Below are 16,503 nucleotides of genomic sequence, written 5' to 3' on the forward strand. Positions count from 1 at the left end.
GAGGATCGTCCCGCTTTTCCCTTGCGTCAATGAATTTGACGAACCGGGGACGTGCGCACCTTTGGCAGACGCGCATCACGTGGAAAGCGGACAAGGCACGCTGAATAAGGATGGCAAGAACTGCGCGGTTTGCAGTTTTCTTGATACATCCGATTCCACGGAACGCGGGCACGGCCTCGGGAAGTGGAGGAAAGTGTGGTGCCCCAAGACGGACTTGAACCGCCGACCTACTATTTACGAATTGTTTTGCGGTTTTGGTGGACCGTGTTGCACGCGGGCGCACTGTACCTGCTCGTTCCTTACAACACTCTGGTACGAAACGCAATTTTTGAGGCGTGATCTTGCACGGCGTCGCACCCGCCCGTTACCGTTTGTACCCCGCTCCCCTACTAATCCCCTACAGAATTCGGTTTGCCCTACTAATCCGACAAAAGTCCGTGCTGGGGTGGCTCATAGGCCCTTCGCTCTAGGCAACCCCCACACCCCGCCCCAAGCACGGCGATAGCGAGGTTAGGCGGGGGTGGCCCTCGCGTGACGAAGCCTCTCTACAGCAAATGAGCTCCGTACAACGCCGCGAACGCAACTTGTTGGGGTTGAGCAAGGAACTTCAACCTCATACTCTCAACCAGACATGGTGTTTGCGTCTTGTTTGCATCGAAAATTGACTACGAAGGAATAGTTTAATGGAACTCATGAGCCAGCCTTTCAGTGGACAGCTGGGAAACCGGCTGATTGAATTGCTGGAATCAGAAGACTACCATACCCTTAATTTCGCAGTTGCTTTTGCGAAGAACAGCGGCGTTCTTAGAGTAAAAGATTCTCTTGAAGGTTTCAGAAAGCGAGGCGGAAAAGTAAATGCGTTTGTTGGAGTCGATCTCGGCGGGACATCGTACGAGGCTCTTCAAGTTTTGCTACTACACACTGACACATTGAATGTGGTCCATGCTGAAAAATCCCAAACTTTCCATCCAAAGATCTACCAGTTTCTAGGAGAGCGGAAAGGATTCGCTATTGTAGGCTCACACAATATGACTGGCGGCGGCCTATGGACGAACTTCGAGAGCTCAGTTTTAGTCTCTATTGACGAACCGAGCACCGACAAAACGAACATCTCAAAGGAGCTAGACGAATATTTCGGCAAGCTAAAATCTCTCAATGATTCGTTCATGTTGATAAGCAAGAAAGACGACATCGAAGAGCTGCTTCAACATGGTTATGTGGTTAAGGAAGTCGCGGAACGAATCCACCGGGCGAAAAACAACAAAAATAATGAAACTCATAAGTCTCTTTTCGGGAAGGGTGTTTCAGTAAAGCTACCTAGCATCGCGGGCACCCAAAAAGAGAGTGCAGCACCCATAGCGGCCCCGCCAAAATCCATCTCTGTTTTACCGAGTGACGAAGGTCCGACTATTTGGTTTGAGACCAGGAAAATGACTGGGGGATCGCGAAATATCCTGGATTTATCAATGAAGTCGTTAGTTGAGCGCGGGGACCCTCGTGGCACCGCTTTCGATCTTGGCGACCCAAAATTCATGCGTGGAGCAGTCGAGTTTTTCGGGCTGGACCCTGATGCTACCGACAAGAGCAAAGATATAACCATAAACTTCGATGGAGTTGATTATACAGGCAACACGATACTTTTTCCCAGCGGACAGCATGCGAACGGGACGTGGCGGCTCCAGATCAAGGGAACCAGTCCTTCTGAAGTGGGGATCACTGAAGCATTTAGGAAAAATGATGCGGGGCACTATTTGGTTAAAAAGGTAATCACCTTTACCAAAATACAAGATGATTATTACTTCATGTCTGTTTTTCCGGATTCTCAGATTGAAAGTTTTAAGGCGGCATCAAGTATCTTGGCTCGCAACGGATCTTCTGGGCAGGCTAGGCTGCTTGGAATTCTTTAAAATCGGGCTATCCATTCTTGGTGTTTCCCTTTTCGTATCCCGCTAATACCGCCTTTTGCCCCACCGAAATTAAGCAATTCGGCTTTGGAATTTAGGGGTACTCCCTCAGATACGAATAACGGCGCCTGATTCACAGCCCGGAAGCGATCTATAAAAGACCTCACATCGAAGCCAAACGCATAACCCGTTGTACTTTTATATGGTGGATCGACATACACAACAGCATCGTTCGGCAAGGGGTCACTGAGTGTCGTCATAATATCCGTCTTGAAACAGGTCACGCCTTTCATTCCATTCACTAGGGCGGTGACCCGACGACGCAATTCGATCGGAGACGGCTGCATCGGATTTGCTGGGCTGCGGCGTACACTAGTTGCAGTTGGTTCCCAGTAGTCCCGGAAGCAGGCATTCGCCCAGCTTTTCCCTTTTCGCCAAATTTGTTTTCCACCAAAAGAACAGGCTTGTAGTATAGGATATAGTTCCGCTTCATATTCAAATAGTGGAAGCGTGGCTAGGCTCGACATGTGAATTTTGAGATCGCGTTTATCGGCCGGCAACTCGGACAAAAATTTATCAAAAGCGTCCATGTTGAACTTACCTGAGCCTATGGCGGACCAGAACGCCCCCCATGAGCTAATGTCGAGCATACAAATACGCGAGGGGTCCACTCCCCTGTTGACTAACTCGATTGAAATTGCTCCAGACCCGCAACACAGATCATAGAATTGAGAGTATGGCCCTGGAGCAGCCTCGATAAGAAGATCGGCGATCTGAGCCGCCACACGCTGCTTGCCGCCCTGAAATGCGCAGGGTACGCGCATTAGGTCGCTCACGACGATTTCCTACGGATCAAAATTCGAGCATAGGAGCGCTTGCCGTTGATTATGCCAACACCTCCTCTGTCCTCGGGGTGCGGTCGGTACTTCACTTTTTCCAAGGTTTCAGGGGGCACGTTGGTACGTGCGTTGCCATTGGCAAGCATAACGATTTCAAATTGGTCTGGACTGTATTTGTCTAAGAACGTAATTGGCACGCCCATTAACCCATTATAATCGATCGGAATATTTTGTGTACGGCCAACTTCGATTGCATCGTAATTTTCGTAAGCTGGATAATCCTCCGGTGTGTAGCGGCACGTCAAGGATATTGGTTCATGCCGCCTTTTAGTGTCCAAGTTGGTGAACCAGCGCACACCTTTGACTCGGATGAAGCGCCGTCCTTTTTCGTCCAAACCACAATTGGCAGCGTTTAGCGGATAGTCATCTGGAACATAAAATTTGCGATCCCCAGAGCGGATGGTTTCTCCGTACCAGACCTTATTGTCACGAAAGAGCGGAAAGACCTCCTTGTACGTTGCGGCATTCATATTTCCGAGAATGATATATCGTTTCTCGTGACGTTTCAGTTGAGTGATATACTCTCGGAAAAGACTGAACGGTGGATTCGTTGCAATTATTTCAGCTTCCCTAAGCAACGCTTCGCACTCGTCTGAGCGGAAATCTCCATCGCCCTTTAGACGCTCAAGGGAGTTTCCTTGCATGGAAAACAAGGTCTCTAAATCCAGCGACCCATCTGGTCTCAGCAACGGGTCATTAGGTACTTTGGTTACAACTGCTTTGTAAGCTCCGGTCATTTGCTCCAGCGGATATTCGCGCCCAGCAAATGTGGAGCCACTGAAGCACGTTGATACGAGCTTGGAAATGCCTAGTTTTTCGAAATTGAGCGCAAAGAACCGAAAGAAGGCTGACTCGAATGGATCGTCACAATTACAAAGTATGCTTTTATCTTTGAGCTGCTCGCGATGCTTTACCATCTCTCTAGCTACGTCGTCGTACTGTGTATAGAATTCATCTTTCTTGACAATGAACGCGCGATTGAGTGTCACATTACCAGATTTCATCTTTGATTTTTGGCGCTCGGTTTTGATTTCGAATGGCATAGCACCCTCACGAACCACCGCTTTTAAAAAGGTATTGATTGCGGCGGACATGCTTATGCCAATCTCGTCGAAGACCTCGCCGGCAAGCCGCTTAACATCTGGGTCGATACGAATTGTGGTTGTAGGCTTTGTCGTCATATCTGCCCCTGTTCTCGTTGCGAGCTATATGCCACGAACCATTGTGAAGTACAATGTAGCACATCGAGAGATTGGCAATTCTCCACACTGGGAGCCAAGGAGCCACCTCCGGTCGACCATAGGATACGTCAAGGCAAAAACCGGCGTTTCAACCGGTTAAGGCGTCTTGGAAGCTGGGCGTTAACGGCCATCCACACACAAAGGTTTAGGACAGACTTTCACTCTGTCGCACACCTCCTCCCTCTCTTTCATAACGTGATGAAAAGTCGAGCTTTTTCTCGAAGCGTGCCTATAATGGAGCGTGGCCAGAAGGAGGTCACGATGCCCAGCCTACGTCTTACCCGCCGCGCAATTGACGAAATCCCCTTTGCCCAGAAGGGGCAGGTTCTGTACCGCGACACGATGCTCCCCGGCTTTGGGCTGCGTGTCGGCGCGCAATCCAAGGTGTTCTTTGCCGAGGGGCAGGTGAACCGGCGAACGCGGCGCGTCACCATTGGCCGCGCCGACGTCTTTGCCCCCGAGGTTGCCCGCAAGAAGGCTCTGACGATCTTGGGGGACATGGCTGACGGGCATGACCCAAACGCCGAAAAGCGCCAAGAGGCTGCCGAACAGGTGACGCTGGAACTGGCGCTGAAACGCTTCTTGGAGGTGCGCAGCCTGTCAGCGCATACTGTCAGCCACTACCAACGCACCGAGCGCCTGTACCTCAAGTCGTGGCGTAAGAAGCCGTTGAACGAGATCACCCGCCAGATGGTGCTGAAAAAGCATCAGGACATTGGCAAGAAGCATGGCGAGACCACGGCCAACAACGTGATGCGGCACTTCCGGTCTATCTATAATTTCGTTGCCGCGACCCAAGACGACTTCCCGCCGAACCCGGTGCAAATTCTGACTCAGGCGCGCGCATGGTATAAGGAGCGGCGGCGTCAGACAGTGATTACCGCGTTGGACCTGCCCGCATGGTGGGGAGCCGTGATGGCGGAGCCGGAATACTCCCGCGACTTCCTGCTGACCGCGCTGTTCACCGGTATGCGCCGGGGTGAATTGACCAAGCTTCGCTGGGAGAATGTGGATCTGAACAGCAAGGTGCTGCACCTGCCCACCACGAAGAACGGCGATCCGCTGCACCTCCCGCTATCCGATTTTTTGGCCGACCTGCTGAGCGAGCGCTGGGCACGCAACAACGGCTCGCCTTGGGTGTTTCCGGGACCGGGCAAGAGCGGCCATCTGGTCGAAACCAAGAAGTTCCTGCTGCGCGTGTCGGCCGGGTCCGGCGTCAGCTTCACCCTGCACGACCTGCGGCGGACTTTCATCACCATCGCGGAAAGCCTCGATGTGCCCTACTACGCGCTCAAGCGCCTGCTGAACCACCGCACCAACGGTGACGTGACCGGCGGCTATATCGTGGTGAACGCCGAGCGCCTGCGCGAGCCCGTGGAACTGGTAGCCAAACGCATCCTTGAACTGAAAGAACCGCGCCCCTGAACCGGCTAGAATGCCCCCCGCCCCATGAACGATTGGGCGCGGTAGCAGGTGTTGTGCCCACCCGGCTCTGGCGGAATCTGGGGCCATTTTGGCCATATTCTTGTAGAAATGAATGTCTATAACTGGTGTTCATCCGGTTGCTCCCTCGCGCGCGCGTGTCGAGGGACTAATGCAGTTTCGCAGCGCACCTATTTGATTGGAGCTTTTTACGTGGACGACGAAATTCCGTACATCGCTGGAGAGGAGTATGCAATCGGGACGCAATTTGGCCGAACTTTCCTGGAGAAGCTGCTGATAGCAATTATTAATGCTCATCCTGTTGGGCAGGATACGCCGGAGACGCGCCTCAACATTGCCTTGCGCGCCCTTACCGGCGAGGATTCCAAGGTCGAAACCGTTGCGCAAGACGGCGATTTACCCGCGCTGCGATTCATGGCTCAGGAACGCCATAGTGACAAAGGCAATCGTTTTCTCCTGCTTATGAAGCAGCGCAAGGAAAATAAGCCCACTAAACTCCCCCGAAAACGCTCTGACCGAACGCTTGCACAGGAAGCTACTGACAAATTCTTCAATCCTCCGAATGAGCAGGCGCGCAAGAGCATCTACGACCGTCTACGGGAAAAGTTCAGCGGCACTTACTACAGGAAGCAGGGCAAAGGTCATGAAGTCAACTACCGCGAATACTTCACCTATCAGGCTGTCGAACATGACTACGTGGCCGAGTCGCTAGAAGCCCAAGCCCTTGATCAAATTTGCGAGATTCTCCGAAAGAATGGGGTGGAGGTCGAGCGCTAGCACTTCAACCGGGTTGCGTAAAAATCAGGTTTTCTTTCGCAACTTTGTGCGGCCCGTTGGCAGGAGTGTCCTCGTCATCAACCGATGACAAAAGGAGGGCACAATGTCCGCTCAAATTGAACTCTTAACGACCAAGCAACTCCCCGCGATAACGGGCTTCAGTACAAGCTATTTCGAAAAAGGTCGTATCTTGGGGTACGGTCCGCGCTTCATTCGTTCCAAAACTGGCCGTCGCACCGGAAAGGTTCTGTACCGCCGTAGTGATGTTGAGAATTGGCTTTCCGGCATGATGTGCGATCCGAAAGGAGGCACTGATGCCCAGTAATCTGAAACCCGACCCGACTCGCGCAATCGAGTTCATCCGCTGGCTGACCTCGGAGGCCCCCTTGCACCTTGAGTCTATGGCAAGCCGGGGCAAGGCGAAGCCGAAGGCAAAGGCATTCGGATTATCGGACCACGAACAGGCCGTGTCCTTCGTCGCATCCGGCAACGTGGATGATGTCCAACGCAACATTTACTTCCTGCCGAATGCCGAGTTCTTGGAGGGCACGCGCAAGAAAGAGAACCTTTCCGCTGTGCGCTTTCTGCACGTCGATCTCGACTACAAGGACTACCCCGGTGATGAAGACGAGAAGGCCGACTTCGTCATCGGCATTCTGCATGACGACAAGAAGCGCCCGAAAGGGGTGCCGCTGCCGTCCGCCATCTGGGAGACGGGTGGCGGCTGTCAGGCGGTGTGGAAGCTGGATGAGCCGCTGGACATCCAGATGGCCGAGGAACTCAACAAAGCCCTGCTGTTTGTACTTCAGGGCGGACCGGGGACGCATAATGCCGACCGGTTGTTGCGCCTGCCTTGGACCATGAACTGGCTGAATGACAAGAAACGCGCGGATGGCCGTGAACCTGCCTTGGCGTGGACTTTCGAGCCGATGGACCTGACCAAACCGCCCCGCACCTACGCGGTCGGTGACTTCCGGGTGAAGGTGCCCAAGGAGATTGCCAAGCCCTCGGAGATGGCCATCGCTCCGGTCGAAATCGAACCGCTCCCGCTCCCCGACCATCTCTACGAAGTGCTGCCGCCGGAACCGGAATGGGTCGAAGCGATCATGACCGGGAACAATCCGCCGGGGAAGACCTACGTATCCCGTTCGGAACTGGTATATGCCGCCATTTTCTGGATGCTTGGAAAAGGGATGCAACCGGGGCACGTCTTGTCGATCATTGTGTCGCCTGAGTTCGGCATCAGCGCCCATGTGCTCGACAACCCCAACCCGCTCGCCTACGGCCACCGTCAGGTGGTGCGTGCTATGGCCGCGATTGAGGTGCGTACCGGCGGCTGGCCGATCCGTGATGAGGACGGTCGCCCCATCAAGAATTTACCGCAGAACATCCGCTACGCGCTGGCGGTGGTGGGTGTCGATGCCCAGCGCAACAAGTTCACGCAAACGGACGAGTTTCGCGGCTACGGCCTAGATGGGCGCGACCTGAACGATATCGCGGAAATTCTGTCCAGCGCGTTCATCCGCGACTTGGATTTCTTCGCGGCACCGACATACGTAAAGCGCGAATTGCTCGCGGTCGCACATGAGCAGCAATACCACCCTGTCGAGGAATATCTTGACGGGCTGGTGTGGGACGGGACGGCGCGTATCGACAGGTGGCTGGCGGTCTACTGTGGTGCAGACGACAACGAGCTGAACGCCGAATTTGGCAGCAAGCTCTTGATCGCGGGCGTGCGCCGTATCAAGCAGCCGGGCGTGAAATTCGACACGATGTTGGTGCTTGAAGGTGCGCAAGGTGCGGGCAAATCCCAAATTGCCCAGCGCCTAGCAATTCGGGATGAGTGGTTCTGCGGCAGTCTTGACCTCAAGAGCGACGACAAGACCAAGGCAGAATTGTTGACCAGTGCATGGATTGTCGAGTGCCAGGAACTGGACGGCATGAACAAGACCACCGGCCAGAGCTTGAAGAAGTTTCTGAGCACCGCCATCGATAAGTTTCGCCCCGCATATGCTCGCAGCGCCACGGAGTTTCGCCGTCACTGCATCATCTTGGGTACGACCAATGAACTGGCGTATCTTCGCGACCTGACTGGCAATCGCCGTATCTGGCCGGTGACAGTCGGGCAGATCGACTTGGGGCGCTTTTCCGCTGACGTTGATCAGCTTTGGGCCGAAGCGGTCGTGCGGGAGGCGGCGGGTGAGTCGATAACATTGTCGCCGCCTCTGTGGGATGCTGCCAAGAAGGTGCAGGGTCGGCGTATGGTCGAGGACGCTTACGAGGACGTCCTAGAGGATAACTTTGGTGAGACCAAAGGCCGGGTATCCATGGACAGCGTGAAGCTCCTTCTCGGCCTCGACACGGCCCGTATGTCACCGATGGACACGCGCCGGATCAAGGCGGTCATGGCCGGGCTGGGGTGGGACTATGGCACCCACCGCCTGCATGACCTCGGGGGGCGGGAAAAAGCCCATCGCAAGGGGTTCGCGCGTGGCAACGCAGACGAGCGCAAGGTCGAGTATATCGCCCGGCGGATCGACGGGGGTATCGTGCTCATCGACCGGCTCGACGGGCAGCGCGGCGAGGAACCCCCGTTTTGACTGGCGGGGCGTACCTTGTAACGTAACATAAGGCCCAAACTGGCCTGCACTTACCCGGCGGGGCGCTACGGTGCCCCGCCTTTTTTGCTTTTCCGAACCCTTCCGAGCTAAGTTACGGTTACAAGTTACAAAAATATCGGTGGCAGACAAATAATCCTACGTCTTTCTGGGGCTCAACAGAGGGGCGTACAGGGCGTTTTGGGCTTGTGGTAGGTGTTGGCAAGGCCACGCCCCCGGCACGGCCTGTGCGGCCCGCTCTGGGCCTCTCCCGCCTGTTGCGCTGGGTTGGCCGGTATGGGTTGCACCAGCGCGCCAAACCATCACCGCGCCTAATTTACGCTGAGCGATTGGGTCTGCCAGCTCCCGCGCTCGGGGAAGTATCGGATCGTACCTGTAAACGTACCCCTCAGCATCGCCCCGAATCCATTTTGTGCGTCAAATTGCCCGTTCACTTGGTACACGCAATCTCCGGCATGACCAGTGCCCGCACCGTATCGCGATGGAAACTCAGCGGTTGACGGTGCAACTAGCGCCCGCCGCACGTCCGCTTGGATCATGACATAGGCTTCGGACGCCTTCTGGCCCGTGCATTGGGCGAGGCGTTCATCATCTTGCGCAGCGGAAGTCGGGTTCTCGCGTCCGTCAGTTCCCCGGAACACGTCACCTGTAGCTGCATCCAAATACAGGCGGTTCGCCACGGTCGAGCCACCGCAGTACATAAAGTAGACCTGCCTTGTTTCAAACGTTGTTGATCGCACCCAACCGTCGTTCTCGACAAATTCAGCTTCGGTGCATGTTCGGTTTTCCACAAGTTCCGCCGCAACACGGGCGAACACCGCGCGATGCTCATCAAGGTCATCTGAACCCGCTATCAATCGCTGTGCTGCCGCCGCAGCGCGAGCATTGGCTTCTCGCCGCTCGGCTGCCTCCGCCTCTGCGCGGCGGGCGGCTTCTTCGGCTTCCGCCTCGCGCTGGGCCTCGCGTCGCGCGACCTCTTCGGCATAGCGCTCTGGGCGGAGTTCGCTGAGTTCTTCAAGCCATCGTTCTTGGTCGATGGGTGCTAGCTCTGCAAGATATGCTTCGGGGTCGGCTTGCCTGAGTTCAGCCCAGCGGGTTTCGCGCTGGTCTGCTTCATGGGCTTGCGAGGCGATAAGCGCGAAAATCCCGGCGACAGCGAAAGCGGACATACCCTTGACCCGTCCTCGTAGCCTTGGCAGCCCTCGTCCTGTAATGGCGGCTACAAGCCCTGCGAAACTGACGCCCAACGCGGCGACAAACGCGGCAAAAGGCGACGCGATCAGGATCAGCGTCAAAACGACGAACATCAGGCCAAGTTCGGCTATGGCAATCAAAAATCGTAATATTTGCGAAGTCACAATAGCACCTGTCACATCCTCTAGGTGCTTCGAAGTCAGCACATCCAGACCCCGGTGACAATGAAAATGAGACTCATAGTCTGTAGATCAATAGGCTGCATATCCGCGCTATGCCCGCATGGATATCAAAGCGGTCGTGGGCAGAAACGTGAAGCAGCACCGGGAGGCCAAGGGTCTCTCGCAGGAGCAGCTTGCGTTTGAGGCTGATTTGCACCGCACCTATGTCAGCGGAGTTGAGCGCGGCGTACGAAACCCCACAATCGCTATCGTGGCACGCTTGGCTATTGCGCTTGGCGTTCAACCCGCAGCACTACTTGAACACCCCACTGGGCAAGAGAAGCGGTAGGTAGAAGTAGGATTAGATCAGAGGCCCGGTGCCGGTATGCTGCTCGCGCGCCTCACGCTCACGCTCTTCCAGTACTTCGCGCCAAATCTGGTAAGTCCGGCTTACCATCATTTCCAGTTGATCAAGTGAATAGAGGTCCACCCCCTCATCCGTGTAGAGGCGGACAGCGCGACGTCCTGCGTCTGGATCCCCGAACCGCAAAATAGCCAAGCCTACATGAGCAAAATCCTCGTCCGCTGCCCTGATACGCTCGTGCATCATGGAAAAGGCAAAGCGTCGTCCCTCTGCGCTCAATCCACGTGATCTTCGCGGTTCAATGAAGATTGCGTGCGGGCGATCTTCAATTGCAACTATCATGGGCAGCCAAAAGCTGACCTTGCGCCCAACCCCCATCGCTAAGGGGAAGAATTCGTGCCTGCGCCCCACAACACTGCCCGAGGTCGCGAAGTCGTAAAGCCCCTTTGCAACCCGCATATTGTGCTCAAACTCGACTTCTGAATTGGCGTGCTTGAGCAGCGCGCGCTCGATGCAGTGCCACGGTGTCGGTTTGGCCTCGCCAAAATCTAGGCTAGGCTGGATATTGAATATGTCGTCAAAGCATGAGCGGATCGGTTTGTACGAGAACGGCGGACGCCCGCCCTTCATCTGCTCAAGACTGCGCCGCTGTTGATCGTCCCGTTGGGGTGCAATACGTGCGAGGTCAATATCAGGCAAAGGGCGCATCTTTATCGGGTTCTCCTGCTCGGGGCTCCGCACCTACAGACATTTTATGGTATCGGAATCGGTCAACGATAACATTATCTGGTATACGAAGCCCGAACGCAACGTCAGTTCGCGCTTTGTCCACGATGTGCGCCCAAGGCGAGCCAGGTGCGTGCGACAAATCGACAAGTCGTCCGGGTGACATCCGACCGTAGGAATGCAGAACCTGCCGCACCAGATCGACAACGGAAAGTTCAACCGGAATAACCAATTCTCGCTTTCTTCCCGTCAAAGGATCTTGTCCTTGGGCACGCATCTGAATCGGACTTGAACCAGATTCCTTGAATGCGCGGTACACAGACGGATGGACCGGACCGTACTGCCACGCCTCGAAGTAGCCGGTCAGTAGGGGTTGCTTGGTCTGCGTCAGGTGTATGCCGTGGGCGAAGTAGAGAAGCTTCTGTAGAGCAAGGTTGGTTACCCTAATGCCGCGCTGGTCAGCCTCGTCCAAAAGGAGGTTTGCAACTGCTCTTGGATCGTGAGCTCTCATCCCATGCCTGCCAGTCCCGACTATACACCCTAGCGCCAAGTTGAGGTCTATCTAAGGTACTGTTTTTATTAAGAAGAATGGTGCCGGTGATAGGACTCGAACCTACGACCCCATCATTACGAATGACGTGCTCTACCAGCTGAGCTACACCGGCATCCTTCTCTCGTTCGGCCCTACTATGGCCCTACTAGTTCCAACGCGCCGCCAGTAAGCGACTGGTTTTTAACATCATTCACGAGCGGACCCGCTACTTACGAAACAGTTGCTCTACCGACTGAGCTATTGGGGCGCAGCGGCCTCCCTGTAGCGGTTCCGGAGCGGTCGTGCAAGACCGATCAACGCGCGCCGCAGAGCACGGCCCTACACGAGAAGGCGAAAGCACCGATACGCCCCCAACACACCGGAAAAAGCCCTGAAGAAGGGCGCCGATTCATGCTTTCCGACTGATTACACGTCAAAACCTCGGGTTCGTACAGTTTGGCACCATCAGTCGGTTGCATTGTCCGGGGCCATGTGGTTGGCTATGCGAAATTGCCAAAAATGGCAGAGAAAAACATACACACCTGGGGAGGTGCGATTTGTCTGAGACAGCCACCAGCGGCGATTTCGTCGTTTTTGACCGCGTGCAGAAAAGCTATGATGGCGAAACGCTTGTGGTCAAGGATCTGAACCTGTCCATTGGAAAAGGCGAATTTCTGACCATGCTCGGGCCTTCGGGGTCGGGCAAAACCACCTGCCTGATGATGCTGGCCGGATTCGAGACGGCGACCCACGGTGACATCCTTCTGGACGGCAAGCCGATCAACAACATTTCACCGCACAAGCGCGGCATCGGCATGGTCTTTCAGAACTACGCCCTGTTCCCCCACATGACCATCTCGGAAAACCTCAGCTTTCCGCTGGAAGTCCGCAAGATGAGCAAGTCCGAGCGCGAGGAGAAGGTGAAGCGCGCGCTCGACATGGTGCAGATGGGGTCTTTCGGCGGTCGCCGGCCCGCACAGCTTTCCGGCGGCCAGCAACAGCGGATCGCCCTCGCACGGGCCTTGGTCTTCGAACCCGATCTCGTCCTGATGGACGAGCCCCTGGGCGCGCTGGACAAGCAGCTGCGCGAACACATGCAGTTCGAGATCAAGCACATCGCAGACAACCTTGGGATCACCGTCGTCTACGTGACCCACGACCAGACCGAGGCGCTGACGATGTCGGACCGGGTCGCGGTGTTCGAAGATGGACGCATCCAGCAGCTTGCACCGCCGGACGAGCTCTACGAGAAGCCGCGCAACAGCTTCGTTGCGCAGTTCATCGGCGAGAACAACACCCTCGAAGGCGAGGTCAAGGAGATCAAGGACGGCCTCGCGGTCGTGAAGCTGGACGATGGCAGCCTGATCGATGCGATGCCCGTCAACGTGTCGAAGGCGGGCGAGCGGACAAAGGTATCGATCCGCCCCGAACGGGTCGAGTTCGACAAGGACCGCCTGAAACCGGGCGCGCACACGCTGAACGCCGAGGTTCTGGAATTCATCTACATGGGCGACATCTTCCGCACCCGGCTTCGGGTCGCCGGCAACGATGATTTCGTCGTCAAGACGCGCAACGCACCTGATCAGGTACGCTTGCAGCCCGGCCAGACCGTCGAGATCGGCTGGCTGGCAGAGGATTGCCGCGCACTGGACGCCTAGTGCGCGTGTCATGTCGCGGGTCAACGCCCGCGATGAACACGAGGCCGGTATCCAATCCCGTTGTTGCTGGTCTCGTCTGAAAAAACGGGAAAAATTGGGAGAATACCAAATGAAATTCACCAAAGCTCTACTCGCCACGACAGCGCTGAGTGCTGTTGCAAGCGTTGCAACGGCGCAGGAAATGGCCAACGAAATGACCATCGTCTCCTGGGGCGGCGCCTACCAGAACAGCCAGTTGAAGGCCTATGTCGAGCCCTACCTGGAAATGCACCCCGAAGTGAACGTGGTGTGGGACGAAAGCTCGAACGAAGCCGTGGCAAAGCTGCGCGCGATGAACGAAGCGGGCAACATCACCTGGGATCTGGTCGACGTGGTGGCATCGGACGCCATTCGCCTGTGCGACGAAGGTCTGGCGATGGAATACGATCCCGAGGAGCTGCTGGCCGAAGGCGATGACGGCACCTCCGCCGAGGATGACTTCGGCGACCTGATCGTTTCCGACTGCTACATTCCGCAGATCGTCTACTCCACCACCTTCGGCTACCGCACGGACATGGTGCCGGAAGGTGCCGAAGCGCCCAGCGATATCTGCTCGGTCTTCGATCTGGAAACCTATCCCGGCAAGCGCGCGCTGGAAAAGCGTCCGATCAACAACATGGAATGGGCGCTGCTCTGTGACGGCGTTGCCAAGGACGAAGTCTATGACGTTCTGGCCACGCCCGAAGGTCAGGAGCAGGCGCTGGCCAAGCTCGACACGATCAAGGACGACGTGATCTGGTGGTCGGCCGGTGCGGACACGCCGCAGCTGCTGGCGGATGGCGAAGTCTTCATGGGCTCCACCTACAACGGCCGCCTGTATTCGGTCATCGAGGAGCAGGACCAGCCGGTTGCCATGATGTGGGACGCACAGGTGTTCGACCTGGACGGCTGGATCATCCCGGAAGGCCTGGAAGAAGCCAAGCTGAACCGCGTGAAGGACTTCATCAAGTTCGCCACCGACACCAAGCGTCTGGCGGATCAGGCCAACTACATCTCCTACGGTCCGGCCCGTGCCTCCTCGGCGCCGCTGGTCCCCGAGAACATGAAGCAGCACATGCCGACGGACCCGGCGAACTCTCAGAACACGTTCCTCTACAACTACGAGTTCTGGGCCGACTATCGCGACGACATCGACGCGAAGTTCCAGTCCTGGCTGGCACAATAAGCTGATATGGGCGGGCCGTCTGGCCCGCCCTTCGCAGGCCGGGCACCGCGACCGGCCTGCCCCCATTCCCTGCGAAGGACACCCCGATGAGCGATGTGACCGAGACGACCGCGCCGATCCCACAGGATCCCCCCGACCGGGAGGCAAAGAAATCCGATGGCAAGATCAGAGCCGCGGACGGTACGTCGCTCAAACGCAGCCTGAACCGCGCCCTGCGCCGTCAGAAGCTGCGCGCGCTGGTCCTGATCGCCCCGCTTCTCATCTTCGTTCTCGTCACCTTCATCGCGCCCATCGCCGACATGCTGTTCCGCTCCGTCGAGAACCAGATCGTCGCCGAAACCCTGCCGCGCACCACCGAAACGCTGGCGGACTGGGATTCCACCTCAGGTGATCTGCCGGGTGCCCCGGTCTACAAGGCACTCTACGAAGACCTGTTCATCGCGCAGGAGCGCAAGCTGCACACCCGCCTCGGTTCGCGGCTGAACTACGAACTGACCGGCGCATCCTCGCTGTTCCGCAAGTCGGGCCGCGGCGTCGACGACATCGGCGAGGTCTACCAGGACCAGTTCGAGGATTTCGACGAATTTTGGGAAGACGGCGAGAACTGGAACTCCTTCATGGGCTCCGACGCCTGGCTGGCGGATATCCAGGCCTGGGACGAAGACTCCGGCGACCGGCAGCCCCGGTTCGAGATGCGCGACGGGATCGCCGAATTCTTCCCCCGGACCGCCGAAAAGTACGAAATCTACGCCGACGTCATCCAGAACGAGGAAGAAGACTACCTCTATGACGAAGACCCGTGGGCGTTGATCTATTCCGCATTCTACGACGACCTCACCGGCCCGAACGGCGACATGGCCGCCGCGTATAACGGCCCCGCTGCGGCACAAATCCAGGCCGCCGCGGCAGCCGCCGCGGACTTCGAGACGGTGGATTACCCCGCCGCCTTTGCCGAGATCGACAGGGATTGGGCGCGAACCCCGATCTGGCAGACGATCCAGACCTACTCGGGCCCCTTCACGAACGGCTATTTCCTGAACGCGGTCGACATGCAGAAGACCCCGGATGGTCCAGAGCTGCGGCCCGAGAACCAGCGTATCTACGGCACCCTGTTCCTGCGGACGCTGTTCATGTCGCTGATGATCACCGGCAGCTGCATCCTGCTTGGATACCCGGTGGCATGGCTGCTGGCCAACCTGCCCGCGCGCACCGCGAACCTGCTGATGATCCTTGTGCTGCTGCCCTTCTGGACCTCGCTGCTGGTGCGGACTTCGGCCTGGAAGGTGATGCTGCAACAGCAGGGCGTTATCAACGACACGCTGGTCTGGCTCGGCATCGTGTCGGACGCGGGCCGGCTGGCGCTGATCAACAACCAGACCGGCACGATCATCGCGATGACGCACATCCTGCTGCCTTTCATGATCCTGCCGCTCTATTCCGTCATGGCGACCATTCCGCCGGCCTACCTGCGCGCGGCCAAGAGCCTCGGCGCGACCAACTGGACAGCGTTCTGGCGGGTCTACTTCCCGCAGTCCGTGCCGGGGATCGGCGCGGGGTCCATCCTCGTGTTCATCCTGTCGATCGGCTACTACATCACGCCCGAGATCGTCGGCGGCACCACCGGGACGTTCATCTCCAACCGGATCGCCTATCACATTTCCAGCTCGCTCAACTGGGGCCTCGCCGCCGCACTGGGGGCGATCCTGCTGGCGGTCGTGTTGGGGCTTTACTGGGCCTACGACAAGATCGTCGGCATCGACAACGTGAAACTGGGGGGCTAGG

At 56.8% G+C, this 16,503-nt stretch carries 14 protein-coding genes and 1 tRNA gene; 9 read left to right on the forward strand and 6 right to left on the reverse strand.

The window, feature by feature from the left end; translation table 11 throughout:
• Positions 1-683 precede the first annotated feature (683 nt).
• Positions 684-1,907, forward strand: a complete 1,224-nt coding sequence (locus BOO69_RS23110) for a phospholipase D family protein (RefSeq protein ID WP_156874945.1) — start codon at positions 684-686, stop codon at positions 1,905-1,907.
• On the opposite strand, the gene BOO69_RS15075 is transcribed toward BOO69_RS23110, so the two are convergent.
• Entirely contained in the window at positions 1,904-2,740 is an 837-nt protein-coding gene (locus BOO69_RS15075; protein ID WP_071972923.1) for a hypothetical protein, read from the reverse strand. The two genes, BOO69_RS23110 and BOO69_RS15075, sit on opposite strands and share 4 nt — an antisense overlap.
• Positions 2,737-3,984, reverse strand: coding sequence for a type II toxin-antitoxin system RelB/DinJ family antitoxin (locus BOO69_RS15080; RefSeq protein ID WP_071972924.1), 1,248 nt, complete (start codon positions 3,982-3,984; stop codon positions 2,737-2,739). Before BOO69_RS15080 ends, BOO69_RS15075 begins: the two co-directional genes overlap by 4 nt.
• A gap of 294 nt (positions 3,985-4,278) precedes the next feature.
• Between BOO69_RS15080 and BOO69_RS15085 the strand changes: the two genes are divergently transcribed.
• The 4 genes from BOO69_RS15085 (at position 4,279) to BOO69_RS15095 (ending at position 8,864) form a co-directional block, all read left to right on the forward strand.
• Entirely contained in the window at positions 4,279-5,469 is a 1,191-nt protein-coding gene (locus BOO69_RS15085) for a tyrosine-type recombinase/integrase (RefSeq protein ID WP_216636987.1), read from the forward strand.
• 210 nt (positions 5,470-5,679) lie between these two features.
• Positions 5,680-6,264: a hypothetical protein gene (locus BOO69_RS15090; RefSeq protein WP_156874946.1), complete on the forward strand. Its 585-nt coding sequence runs from the start codon at positions 5,680-5,682 to the stop codon at positions 6,262-6,264.
• A 103-nt stretch (positions 6,265-6,367) separates the two neighbouring features.
• The gene (locus tag BOO69_RS23115) at positions 6,368-6,589 is read left to right on the forward strand and encodes a helix-turn-helix transcriptional regulator (protein ID WP_156874947.1); all 222 of its coding nucleotides are present in this window, start codon (positions 6,368-6,370) and stop codon (positions 6,587-6,589) included.
• A complete protein-coding gene (locus BOO69_RS15095; RefSeq protein WP_071972927.1) occupies positions 6,579-8,864 on the forward strand; it encodes a virulence-associated E family protein in 2,286 nt (761 codons plus the stop codon). The genes BOO69_RS23115 and BOO69_RS15095 overlap by 11 nt, the downstream gene beginning before the upstream one ends.
• Positions 8,865-9,193: 329 nt before the next feature.
• Here the strand turns inward: BOO69_RS15095 and BOO69_RS23345 are convergent, their stop codons facing one another.
• A complete protein-coding gene (locus tag BOO69_RS23345) occupies positions 9,194-10,282 on the reverse strand; it encodes a hypothetical protein (protein WP_071972928.1) in 1,089 nt (362 codons plus the stop codon).
• Between the two features lie 76 nt (positions 10,283-10,358).
• On the opposite strand from BOO69_RS23345, the gene BOO69_RS15105 reads away from it, so the two are divergent.
• Complete coding sequence (locus BOO69_RS15105; RefSeq protein ID WP_071972929.1) at positions 10,359-10,586, forward strand: helix-turn-helix domain-containing protein; 228 nt, start codon at positions 10,359-10,361, stop codon at positions 10,584-10,586.
• Between the two features lie 12 nt (positions 10,587-10,598).
• Here the strand turns inward: BOO69_RS15105 and socB are convergent, their stop codons facing one another.
• The 3 genes from socB to BOO69_RS15120 all read right to left on the reverse strand — a co-directional run bounded on the left by socB (position 10,599) and on the right by BOO69_RS15120 (position 11,992).
• Positions 10,599-11,309: a type VI toxin-antitoxin system SocB family DNA replication inhibitor toxin gene (gene socB, locus BOO69_RS15110; RefSeq protein ID WP_237267492.1), complete on the reverse strand. Its 711-nt coding sequence runs from the start codon at positions 11,307-11,309 to the stop codon at positions 10,599-10,601.
• Positions 11,293-11,838, reverse strand: a complete 546-nt coding sequence (gene socA, locus BOO69_RS15115; RefSeq protein WP_071972930.1) for a type VI toxin-antitoxin system SocA family antitoxin — start codon at positions 11,836-11,838, stop codon at positions 11,293-11,295. The genes socB and socA overlap by 17 nt, the downstream gene beginning before the upstream one ends.
• A gap of 78 nt (positions 11,839-11,916) precedes the next feature.
• A tRNA-Thr gene (locus BOO69_RS15120) sits at positions 11,917-11,992 on the reverse strand.
• Between the two features lie 424 nt (positions 11,993-12,416).
• Between BOO69_RS15120 and BOO69_RS15125 the strand changes: the two genes are divergently transcribed.
• The 3 genes from BOO69_RS15125 (at position 12,417) to BOO69_RS15135 (ending at position 16,502) form a co-directional block, all read left to right on the forward strand.
• Positions 12,417-13,517 carry an ABC transporter ATP-binding protein gene (locus BOO69_RS15125; protein WP_071972931.1) on the forward strand — a complete coding sequence of 367 codons (1,101 nt, stop codon included), beginning with the start codon at positions 12,417-12,419 and terminating at the stop codon, positions 13,515-13,517.
• A 109-nt stretch (positions 13,518-13,626) separates the two neighbouring features.
• Positions 13,627-14,721 (forward strand): extracellular solute-binding protein, encoded by a 1,095-nt coding sequence (locus tag BOO69_RS15130; protein WP_071972932.1) that lies wholly within the window; start codon positions 13,627-13,629, stop codon positions 14,719-14,721.
• A gap of 86 nt (positions 14,722-14,807) precedes the next feature.
• Positions 14,808-16,502, forward strand: coding sequence for an ABC transporter permease (locus tag BOO69_RS15135; RefSeq protein WP_083545542.1), 1,695 nt, complete (start codon positions 14,808-14,810; stop codon positions 16,500-16,502).
• Position 16,503: the final 1 nt, after the last annotated feature.

The organism is Sulfitobacter alexandrii, assembly GCF_001886735.1.
Lineage (GTDB): Bacteria > Pseudomonadota > Alphaproteobacteria > Rhodobacterales > Rhodobacteraceae > Sulfitobacter > Sulfitobacter alexandrii.

Excerpts from the sequence above, each read along its gene's own strand:
- BOO69_RS15095 (WP_071972927.1), top strand. The coding sequence starts at position 6,579 with ATGCCCAGTAATCTGAAACCCGACCCGACTCGCGCAATCGAGTTCATC.
- BOO69_RS15085 (WP_216636987.1), top strand. The coding sequence starts at position 4,279 with ATGGAGCGTGGCCAGAAGGAGGTCACGATGCCCAGCCTACGTCTTACC.
- BOO69_RS23115 (WP_156874947.1), top strand. The coding sequence starts at position 6,368 with ATGTCCGCTCAAATTGAACTCTTAACGACCAAGCAACTCCCCGCGATA.
- BOO69_RS15135 (WP_083545542.1), top strand. The coding sequence starts at position 14,808 with ATGAGCGATGTGACCGAGACGACCGCGCCGATCCCACAGGATCCCCCC.
- socB (WP_237267492.1), bottom strand. The coding sequence starts at position 11,309 with ATGCGCCCTTTGCCTGATATTGACCTCGCACGTATTGCACCCCAACGG.
- BOO69_RS23110 (WP_156874945.1), top strand. The coding sequence starts at position 684 with ATGGAACTCATGAGCCAGCCTTTCAGTGGACAGCTGGGAAACCGGCTG.
- BOO69_RS15130 (WP_071972932.1), top strand. The coding sequence starts at position 13,627 with ATGAAATTCACCAAAGCTCTACTCGCCACGACAGCGCTGAGTGCTGTT.
- BOO69_RS15105 (WP_071972929.1), top strand. The coding sequence starts at position 10,359 with ATGGATATCAAAGCGGTCGTGGGCAGAAACGTGAAGCAGCACCGGGAG.
- socA (WP_071972930.1), bottom strand. The coding sequence starts at position 11,838 with ATGAGAGCTCACGATCCAAGAGCAGTTGCAAACCTCCTTTTGGACGAG.
- BOO69_RS15080 (WP_071972924.1), bottom strand. The coding sequence starts at position 3,984 with ATGACGACAAAGCCTACAACCACAATTCGTATCGACCCAGATGTTAAG.